Raw genomic sequence first — 8,768 nt, forward strand, 5'->3', positions numbered from 1 at the left:
CCGGGGTCCGTGAGAGAGTGACTCCATGACCACGGCCGCGCCCCAGCGCCCCCGCCCCCTCCTCTGGTGGGACGCGGGGGTCGCGGTGCTGCTCCTGGTGCTGTGCGTCCCGGGTGGGATCGGCGCGTTCGCCTGGGGCGGCCCGGTCGACGCGACCGTGTGGGGTCCGCTCGCCGTGCTCGCCGTCTTCCTGGTGCTCTACCTGGCGCTCGGGCGGCCCGCGCTGCGGCGGGCGGCGTGGGATCTGCCGCGGAAGCCCATCGATCTCGGCTTCCTCGCCGCCCTGGTGCTCCTCGTCGGTGGCGGCGCGGCGGTCAGCCCGAGCTTCGCCACCCTGCAGGCCATCGTGTTCCCCATGATCTGGGTCATCGCGGGCGTGGGTCCCGCCGATCTTGCCCGGCTCGCTCCCGCCGCGGCGCGCACGCGCGGGCGGCTCCGCGCGGTCGGCTGGAGCGGGGCGCTCGCGCTCGCGATGACCGCGGGTTCGTTCCTCGCCTATGAGCGGTACGGCATGGACCACGCGCTCGGCACCGCGCTCGGCGTCGGCGCGGTGTCGTTCGGCTTCGCCGTCATCCTCGGCATGTGGATCACCGCGATCTACGAGCAGGGGGAGCGGCACCGCGCGCTCGCGGAGCAGCTCCGCCGCGCGCAGGAGGAGGTCGCCGCGCTCTCCGCGGCGAGCGGCGCGGCCGCCGAGCGCGAGCGTCTCTCGCGCGAGCTCCACGACACGCTCACGCAGACCCTCGCCGGCCTCGTGATGCTGAGCGAGCAGACCGAGCGCGCGCTCGCCGCGGGGGACGCGGCGCGGGCGGCCGAGCGCGCGGGGCGCGTGTCCGCGGCCGCGCGCGAATCGGTCATCGAGGCGCGGGCGCTCGTCGCGACGACCCAGCCGCTCGGCGACGGCGGGCTCACCGCGTCCCTCGAGCGCGTGGCGGCCCGGCTGGAGGCCGACACGGGGCTCGTGGTCGAGCGCCACCTCGCCGCGCTACCGCTCGACCGGGAGCAGGAGGTGGTGCTGCTGCGCGCGGCGCAGGAGGGGCTTGCGAACGCGCGCAGGCACGCCCGCGCCTCCCGGGTCGAGCTGCGGCTCGCCGGGACCCCGGGCGGCGGCGCGCTGCTCACGGTCGCCGATGACGGGGTGGGGCCTGCGCGCGGGCACGAGGAGCCCGCGGGACCCGCGCCCGGCGGCTTCGGGCTCACCGGGCTCGCGGATCGCGCGCGGGCGCTGGGCGGGGCCGTCCGCTTCGGCCCGGGGAGCTCCGCCGGATCCGTTCTCGAGGTCGAGCTCGCGCCGCGGGGCGCGGGGCAGGAGGAAGCTCGATGAGCCGTGTACTCGTGGTCGACGACCACCCCATCGTCCGCGCCGGCATCGTCGGCCTCCTCGAGACCGAGGCGGGCATCACCGTCGTCGGCGAGGCCGAGTCCGGGGAGGCCGCCCTCGCCTTCCTCGCCGCCGCGGAGCCCGCGAACTGGCCCGATGTCGTCCTCATGGACCTGCGCATGCCGGGCATCGGCGGCGTCGAGGCGACGCGGAGCATCAGCAGGGGCGAGTACTCGGGTCCGGGCTCCGGCCCGGCCTCGCTCCGGCCCCGGCTGCCGCTGTTCACCGACCCCTTCCCCGTATACCCGCCGCGATCAGAACCCTCGGCCAGCGAGCTGGCCCGGCCGATCCCGGGTGTGCTGGTGTTCACGACCTACGAGGAGGACGAGCAGATCCTCGCGGCGATCGAGGCGGGGGCGAGCGGCTACCTCGTGAAGGCGGCGCCCGCGGCCGAACTCATCGCCGCGGTGGAGGCGGTCGCCGCGGGGCAGACCGTGCTCGCCCCGTCGATTGCCGCGCAGCTCGTCGCGCGCATGCGCGAGCCCATCATGCGGCCCCGCCTCACCCCGCGCGAGACCGAGATCCTGAGCCTGGTCGCGCAGGGCCTCAGCAACCCCGAGATCGCGGCGCAGCTCGTCATCGGGGAGTCGACCGTGAAGACCCACCTGCTCCACGTCTTCGAGAAGCTCGACGTGTCCGATCGGACGCGGGCCGTGACCCGCGCCATGGAGTTCGGAATACTCAATTCCGCAGGTTTTTAACAACTTCTCCACAGGGCTGTCCCCAGGCTGTGGAGAATTACACCTGTGTAGTTTTTTCTGAGCGGTGCTCGAGCGACGCGCGCGGGAGTTCCGCGGAATCACGGCGTTCCGGGGGCTCCCGGGGTGCCGCCGCGGTGAGCCTCCGGGCGCGTCGCGGGGCGCTCCGGGCCCGCTGCGAGCGACGCCCGGGCGCGCCGGATCCCGAACTGCACACCCAGTGGACAAATCTATCCACATGTTGGGGACAGGTCTGTGGATGGAAATTACACCTGTGTAGTTCAGGTCTCCCGGGGCCGCCCGGATTTCGATACGCCCGCGATATGCGCGCCCTCGTACCATGGAGCCATGCGCGTGCTGCTCGTGGAGGACGAACCCGCCCTGGCCGAGGCGATCCGCGATGGCCTGCGCCTCGAAGCGATCGCCGCCGACATCGCCGGCGACGGCGACACCGCGCTCGAACTCCTGAGCATCACGGAGTACGACCTCGCGGTGCTCGACCGCGACATCCCCGGCCCCTCCGGGGATGAGATCGCGCAGCGCATCGTCGCCTCCGGCTCCGGCATGCCGATCCTCATGCTCACCGCGGCCGACCGGCTCGACGACAAGGCCTCCGGCTTCGAGCTGGGCGCCGACGACTACCTCACGAAACCGTTCGCGCTGCAGGAGCTCGTGCTGCGGCTGCGCGCGCTCGATCGGCGGCGCGCGCACCACCGGCCGCCCGTGCGCGAGCTCGCGGGCCTGCGCGTCGACCCGTTCCGCCGCGAGGTCTTCCGGGAGGGGAAGTACATCGCCCTCACCCGCAAGCAGTTCGCCGTGCTCGAGGTGCTCGTCGCCGCCGAGGGCGGCATCGTGAGCGCCGAGCAGCTGCTTGAGCGGGCGTGGGACGAGAACGCCGACCCGTTCACGAACGCCGTGCGCATCACCGTCTCCGCGCTCCGGAAGCGCCTCGGCGAGCCGGGAGTGATCGCGACCGTGCCCGGCGTGGGCTACCGCATCGACACGGGCGAGGCCCCCGCGTGACGCGGGCTCCGGGGCTGAGCGCCCGGCTGAAGCTCACGCTCAGCTACGTCGGGTTCCTCATGGTCTCCGGCGTGCTGCTCCTCGCGGTGGTCTGGGCGTTCCTCCTCCGCTACGTGCCGCAGGAGGCGGCCTGGATCCCGGACGGCTTCATGCCGGGGCGCGACGATCTCGTGCGCGCGTTCCTCCCCGCTGCGGCCTGGGCGCTCGGCTTCCTCCTGCTCCTCGCGGTCGTCGGCGGGTGGCTCCTCGCCGGGCGCATGCTCGCCCCGCTCGACCGGATCACGGCCGTCGCCCGCGCGGCCGGTGCGGGCGATCTCGACGTGCGCGTCGCGCTCCCCGGCCCGGGCGACGAGTTCCGCGAGCTGGCCGACAGCTTCGACGCGATGCTCGCGCAGCTCCAGGAGCACCTGGCCGAGCAGCAGCGCTTCGCCGCGAACGCGTCGCACGAGCTGCGCACGCCGCTCGCGATCACCCGCACCACGCTCGAGGTGGCGCGGCGCGATCCCGATCTCGACGCCGACGCGCTCGTCGAACGGCTCTCCGCCGTGAACGAGCGGGCGATCGAGCTGACCGAGGCCCTGCTGCTCCTCAGCCGAAGCGGGCACCGCTCCGTCACGCCCGAGCCCGTCGACCTCTCGCTCGTCGCCGAGGAGGCCGGCGAGACGCTGCTCGGCCTCGCGGAGGGGCACGGGGTCGCCGTGCGCATCGACGGACCCGTCGTCCACGCGAGCGGGTCTCCCGCCCTGCTCGGGCAGCTCGTGACGAACCTCGTGCACAACGCGATCGTGCACAACCTGCCGAGCGGCGGCGAGGTGCGCGTCGAGACGGCGGCGGGCGCGGCGGGAGCCCGCCCGCCCGCGGGCACGGTGGAGATCCGGGTCGAGAACACGGGGCCGGTGCTCGACCCCGAGCTCGTGCGCACGCTCACAGAGCCGTTCCAGCGCGGGGCGGCGCGCACCCGCGGCGGCCCGCCCGGCGCCGCGCACGGCGTGGGCCTCGGCCTCGCCATCGCCGAGAGCATCGTGCGGGCGCACTGCGGCGCGCTCGAGCTCGCTCCGCGCCCCGGCGGCGGTCTCCGCGTCGTGGTGCGCCTCCCGGCCGCCTAGTGGCTGAACGCCGGGTGCGCGGTCGGGTGCGGCAGCGGGCTCGTGAGCGCCTCCAGGTAGGCGGTCTCTTCGCGGATCGCGTCGAGCAAGGCATCGGCGAGGTCCATCGTGAGACCGTTGCGCACCACGATCCGCTGCACGGTCTGCGCCGAGAGATCGTCGGGCATGGGGTATGCCGGGACGAGCCAGCCGCGCATCCGCAGCCGGTCGGAGAGGTCGAAGAGCGTCCAGTTCTCCGTATGGCCGTCCCGCAGCCGCCACGCGAACACCGGGATCGTCGACCCGTCGCTCACGAGCTCGAAGGCCGGCATGGCCCCGATCGCGCCCGAGAGGTGGAGCGCGATGCGCTGCGATTCGGCCTGCACGTCGGCGTAGCCGGAGCGGCCGAGGCGCAGGAACAGGTAGAACTGCAGCAGGACCTGCGCGCCGGGCCGTGAGAAGTTGAGCGCGAGGGTGGGCGTCTCGCCGCCGAGGTAGCTCACCCGGAAGATCATCGACTCGGGCAGCGCCTCCGCGTCGCGCCAGACCACCCAGCCGAGGCCCGGGTAGACGAGGCCGTACTTGTGGCCCGAGGTGTTGATCGAGGCCACGCGGGGCAGCCGGAAGTCCCACTCCAGCTCGGGCTGGATGAACGGTGCCACCATCCCGCCGGAGGCCGCGTCGACGTGGATCGGGATGTCGAGTCCGCGCGCGGCCTCGATCGCGTCGAGGGCGGCCGCGAGATCGGCAATCGGCTCGTACGCGCCCGTGTACGTCACGCCCAGGATGCCCACGACCCCGATCGTGCGCTCATCGACCACCGCATCGAGGGCGCTGCCGTCGAGCATGGGGTGTGCGTCGCTCACCGGGACGAAGCGCGGCTCCACCTCGAAGTAGTTGCAGAACTTCTCCCAGCACACCTGCACGGCGCTCGACATCACGAGGTTCGGCCGCGCGGTGTCGGCGCCCGCCGCCTCTCGCCGGTGCTGCCAGCGCCGCTTGAGGGCGATCCCCGCGAGCATGCAGGCCTCGCTCGACCCCACGGTCGAGGTCGCGGGGGCAGCCTCCGGATCCGGCGCGTGCCAGAGGTCCGCGATGATCCGCTGGCAGCGCTGCTCGATCGCCGCCGTCTGCGGGTACTCGTCCTTGTCGATCATGTTCTTGTCGAAGGCCTCCCGGTACAGCTCGGAGGCCTCCTCCTCCATCCACGTGGTGACGAAGGTGGCGAGGTTCAGGCGGGCGTTCCCGTCGAGCATCGTCTCGTCGCGCACCGCGTGGAAGGCGGTGAGCGGGTCCATGCCCTGCTCGGGGATGCGGTGCCGGGCGACGGAGGCCGGGTCCCCCGGGCGCCGGTGCATGGGGTGCAGGGGAACGGGGCGGTCGGCTGCGGTCACGGCTGGCTCCTTTGCGCGACGGTGGGCGGGCCGGGACGGCAGCGCCCTCCCCTCACGATAGCCCGCGCGGCACAATTCCGGGAGGGTGCGCGGGCCCTACTTCTGCCGCCAGTATCCGCAGAAGGTGACGGCCTCGCGGGGCACCCCGAGTGCGCCGACGAGGTGCTTCCGGCCGCCGCTCGCGAGCTGCTGCTCGCCCGCGACGAAGGCGCGGTGCGGGGCCGGGGCGTCGAGCTCGCGGAGCGCTCGGAGGGCCGCGGCGCCTGGACGCGCGGCGGGCTCCGCCGCGCGGTCGAGCCAGTGCACGCGTACACCGGCGGGGTGCGCGAGCTCCTGCCGGTCGGCGGAATCCGGCACCTCGACGATCGCGTCGCCCGTCGCGTCCGCGGGAAGGTCGCGGAGGATCCCGGCGACGGCAGGGAGCGCACTCTCGTCGCCCGCGAGGAGGACGCGCGGCGCCGGCTCGCCCGGCGCGGCGAAGCCGCAGCCCTGGTCGATCAGCGCGACGCGCGCGCCGAGCGGGAGGGTCGCGGCCCAGGGGCCGGCGATCCCGCCGTCGTGTCCGGCCGCATCGTGCCGGGAACCGTCGGGGTCCGCGCCGCCCGGAGCCGCACTGCCCGGAGCCGCGCCGCCGTGGATCACGAAGTCGATGTCCAGCTCGCGCGCGTCCGCCCGGAACTCGCGCACGGTGTAGTTGCGGATCGCGGGCCGGGTCGCCTTCGGCAGCGTGAGGTAGCGGAGGTAGCCGCGCATGTCGAAGCGCTCGGACATCCGGTCGAAGCGGGTGGCCTCGCCCGCGACGGGGATGGCGAGCCGGAACCACTGGTCGAAGCCAAGGTGGCGCCACGCCGCGAGCTCTTCGCCCGCGATCGTGACCCGCACGAAGCCGGGCGAGAGACGCTCGGCCCGGGTGACCTGGGCCGTGACGAGCCCCGAGTCTGCGTGGCTGACCGTGATGTTCTGCGCGGGCATGAAGCGCTCCTGATCTCGTGCGAATACGGGGGTCCGGCCGCGGGGACGTGGCCGATTCCGAGCCCCGGATCAATCATCTGATGATTGCGTCCGCTTGACAAGGCCCGCTCCGGTGCTTAGGTTCATTAGTGAAGTAATGAACCAGGGAAGGAGGGGGCGTGTTCGACGACACCCGGCCGATCTTTCTGCAGCTGGCCGACCGCATCGCCGACGAGGTGCTGCGCGGGGTCTACGCCGCGGGGGAGCAGGTGCCCTCGACGAACGAGCTCGCAGCGCACCTCCGCATCAATCCGGCCACCGCGGGGAAGGCCCTCGGGCTCCTCGTGGAGCAGGGGGTGCTCGAGAAGCGGCGCGGGATCGGCATGTTCGTCGCCCCCGGCGCGCGCGAGCAGATCCAGGCGGAGCGCCAGCGCGACTTCACCGAGCGGTTTATCGACCCGCTCCTCACGGAGGCCCGCTCGCTGGGCCTCACCACCGACGAACTGATCCGCATCATCTCCGAGAAGGGGGAACCGACCTCATGACCGACATCGCCATCGAGACCCGCGAGCTCAGCCGTCGCTACCGCGGCGCCGTGGCGCTCGACGGGGTCACGCTCGACATCCGGGCGAACACCATCACGGGCCTGCTCGGCCGCAACGGCGCCGGGAAGACGACCCTCATGTCGCTCCTCACGGCCCAGGATCGCCCGAGCTCCGGCACGCTCCGCGTCGCGGGGCACGACCCGTTCGAGCGGGCCGAGACCCTCGAGCAGCTGTGCTTCGTGCGCGACAACCAGCGCTACCCCGACGACTACAAGCTGAAGCACGCCATCCGGGCGGCCGCGATCTTCTACCCGAACTGGTCGCAGGAGCTCGCCGATCGGCTCATCGAGGCCTTCCGGATCCCGAGCAAGCCCATCGTCAAGAAGTTTTCTCGCGGCCAGCTCTCCGCGCTCGGGATCGTGCTCGGCCTCGCTTCGCGCGCCCCGATCACGTTCTTCGACGAGCCCTACCTCGGCCTCGACGCCACGGCGCGGGCCATCTTCTACGACGAGCTGCTGAGCGACTACGTGGCCCACCCCCGCACGATCATCCTCTCCACGCACCTGATCGACGAGATGGACCGGCTGCTGGAGCGCGTCATCGTGCTCGACCAGGGCCGCGTGGTGCGCCACGCGGACGTCGAGGAGCTGCGCGGCGGCGCCTTCCAGGTGGCCGGCCGCGCGGCCGCGCTCGACGCCTTCCTCGCCGGCCGGCCGCTGCTCTCCCGGCGCGGCATCGGCGGGCTCGCCTCGGCGGTCGTCGATGAGGCGCTCACCCCCGAGACCCGAGCCGCAGCCGCCGAGGCCGGGCTCGAGCTCAGCCCCGTGTCGCTGCAGGATCTCGTCGCCGCCTACGGCGTGGGCGACGAGGCCGCGGCGGATCCCACCCCCTCGCTCCGCACGGAAGGACACCGCGCATGAACCGCGTGCTCAAGGTCACCCGGCTGCACCTCAACAAGCTGGACAGCTTCCTCACCGTGCCCGCGGCGATCCTCGCGATCGTGCTGGTGGTGTCGATCATCATCGCGCTCGCGATCCAGCGGGCGACGGGCGTCGAGATCGGCAGCGCCGACTACGTCGACGGCGCGCGGATGAACATGGGCGTGGTCTGGTCGCTCCCCGGCTTCCTCGTCTACTACGGGGTGCAGGCGGTCGCGACGACCTACCCCTTCGCGCTCGCCCTCGGCACGACCCGCCGCAACTTCATCCTCGGCACGATGCTCTCGAACGCGCTGCAGGCGGCCTACGTGGCGGTGCTGCTCGTGGTGCTGCTCGGCCTCGAGCTGCTCACCGGGCACTGGTTCTCGCACACGTACGTGCTCGACACGTACGCGGTGGGTTCGGGGAATCCGCTGATCCTGGCTGTGACGGGCTTCGTCGGAGTGCTGTTCTGCCTGACAGTCGGCGGGCTCTTCGGTGCCGTGTGGGTGCGCTTCGGCTCGAAGGGCCCAGGCGTCCTCGGCCTGCTGCTCGGCCTCGCGCTCGCGCTGCTCGTGCTGATCCTCGCCCCGAACCTCGGGGAGATCTTCGCGGGGATCACCCGCGGGGGCCTCGCGCTCGCCGCCGCCATCGCGATCCTGCTCGCCCTCGTGGGCACCTGGTTCGCGATGCGCCGGGCCTCGGTGCGGTAGCGCGGGTCCGCGGCCCGGTCCGCGGGCCGCCGGCCCGCACAGCACTCAGGCGAGTGCGATC

The 8,768-nt window shown here is 73.1% G+C and carries 9 protein-coding genes; 7 read left to right on the forward strand and 2 right to left on the reverse strand.

The features are described 5' to 3' along the window. Nucleotides 1–25: 25 nt before the first annotated feature. From U874_RS0101580 to U874_RS0101595, 4 genes are all read left to right on the forward strand, one after another. A complete protein-coding gene (locus U874_RS0101580) occupies nucleotides 26–1,324 on the forward strand; it encodes a sensor histidine kinase (RefSeq protein WP_025132795.1) in 1,299 nt (432 codons plus the stop codon). Then, complete coding sequence (locus U874_RS0101585) at nucleotides 1,321–2,082, forward strand: response regulator transcription factor (protein ID WP_025132796.1); 762 nt, start codon at nucleotides 1,321–1,323, stop codon at nucleotides 2,080–2,082. Before U874_RS0101580 ends, U874_RS0101585 begins: the two co-directional genes overlap by 4 nt. Before the next feature lie 345 nt (nucleotides 2,083–2,427). Continuing rightward, nucleotides 2,428–3,102 carry a response regulator transcription factor gene (locus tag U874_RS0101590; protein ID WP_025132797.1) on the forward strand — a complete coding sequence of 225 codons (675 nt, stop codon included), beginning with the start codon at nucleotides 2,428–2,430 and terminating at the stop codon, nucleotides 3,100–3,102. Next, on the forward strand, nucleotides 3,099–4,208 hold the full coding sequence (locus U874_RS0101595; RefSeq protein WP_025132798.1) for a HAMP domain-containing sensor histidine kinase: 1,110 nt from the start codon (nucleotides 3,099–3,101) through the stop codon (nucleotides 4,206–4,208). Before U874_RS0101590 ends, U874_RS0101595 begins: the two co-directional genes overlap by 4 nt. On the opposite strand, the gene U874_RS0101600 is transcribed toward U874_RS0101595, so the two are convergent. Next, a complete protein-coding gene (locus tag U874_RS0101600; RefSeq protein ID WP_051582755.1) occupies nucleotides 4,205–5,545 on the reverse strand; it encodes a glutamate decarboxylase in 1,341 nt (446 codons plus the stop codon). The genes U874_RS0101595 and U874_RS0101600 overlap by 4 nt on opposite strands. 132 nt (nucleotides 5,546–5,677) lie before the next feature. Further along, nucleotides 5,678–6,553, reverse strand: coding sequence for a siderophore-interacting protein (locus tag U874_RS0101605; protein WP_025132800.1), 876 nt, complete (start codon nucleotides 6,551–6,553; stop codon nucleotides 5,678–5,680). Between the two features lie 158 nt (nucleotides 6,554–6,711). Here U874_RS0101605 and U874_RS0101610 point away from each other — a divergent pair, with 158 nt between their 5' ends. Genes U874_RS0101610 through U874_RS0101620 form a run of 3 tightly spaced genes read left to right on the forward strand, consistent with a single transcriptional unit; the run spans nucleotide 6,712 to nucleotide 8,707 of the window. Beyond that, nucleotides 6,712–7,077 (forward strand): GntR family transcriptional regulator, encoded by a 366-nt coding sequence (locus U874_RS0101610; RefSeq protein ID WP_025132801.1) that lies wholly within the window; start codon nucleotides 6,712–6,714, stop codon nucleotides 7,075–7,077. Beyond that, entirely contained in the window at nucleotides 7,074–7,997 is a 924-nt protein-coding gene (locus U874_RS0101615; RefSeq protein WP_025132802.1) for an ABC transporter ATP-binding protein, read from the forward strand. Before U874_RS0101610 ends, U874_RS0101615 begins: the two co-directional genes overlap by 4 nt. Next, a complete protein-coding gene (locus U874_RS0101620; RefSeq protein WP_025132803.1) occupies nucleotides 7,994–8,707 on the forward strand; it encodes a hypothetical protein in 714 nt (237 codons plus the stop codon). The genes U874_RS0101615 and U874_RS0101620 overlap by 4 nt, the downstream gene beginning before the upstream one ends. Nucleotides 8,708–8,768 lie beyond the last annotated feature (61 nt).

Source organism: Leucobacter sp. PH1c, assembly GCF_000633415.1.
In the GTDB taxonomy this organism is placed as follows: domain Bacteria; phylum Actinomycetota; class Actinomycetes; order Actinomycetales; family Microbacteriaceae; genus Leucobacter.

What these genes read in the sequence shown, in the direction of transcription:
- U874_RS0101580 (WP_025132795.1), top strand. Translation starts at nt 26, where the DNA reads ATGACCACGGCCGCGCCCCAGCGCCCCCGCCCCCTCCTCTGGTGGGAC.
- U874_RS0101615 (WP_025132802.1), top strand. Translation starts at nt 7,074, where the DNA reads ATGACCGACATCGCCATCGAGACCCGCGAGCTCAGCCGTCGCTACCGC.
- U874_RS0101600 (WP_051582755.1), bottom strand. Translation starts at nt 5,545, where the DNA reads ATGCACCGGCGCCCGGGGGACCCGGCCTCCGTCGCCCGGCACCGCATC.
- U874_RS0101590 (WP_025132797.1), top strand. Translation starts at nt 2,428, where the DNA reads ATGCGCGTGCTGCTCGTGGAGGACGAACCCGCCCTGGCCGAGGCGATC.
- U874_RS0101585 (WP_025132796.1), top strand. Translation starts at nt 1,321, where the DNA reads ATGAGCCGTGTACTCGTGGTCGACGACCACCCCATCGTCCGCGCCGGC.
- U874_RS0101605 (WP_025132800.1), bottom strand. Translation starts at nt 6,553, where the DNA reads ATGCCCGCGCAGAACATCACGGTCAGCCACGCAGACTCGGGGCTCGTC.
- U874_RS0101620 (WP_025132803.1), top strand. Translation starts at nt 7,994, where the DNA reads ATGAACCGCGTGCTCAAGGTCACCCGGCTGCACCTCAACAAGCTGGAC.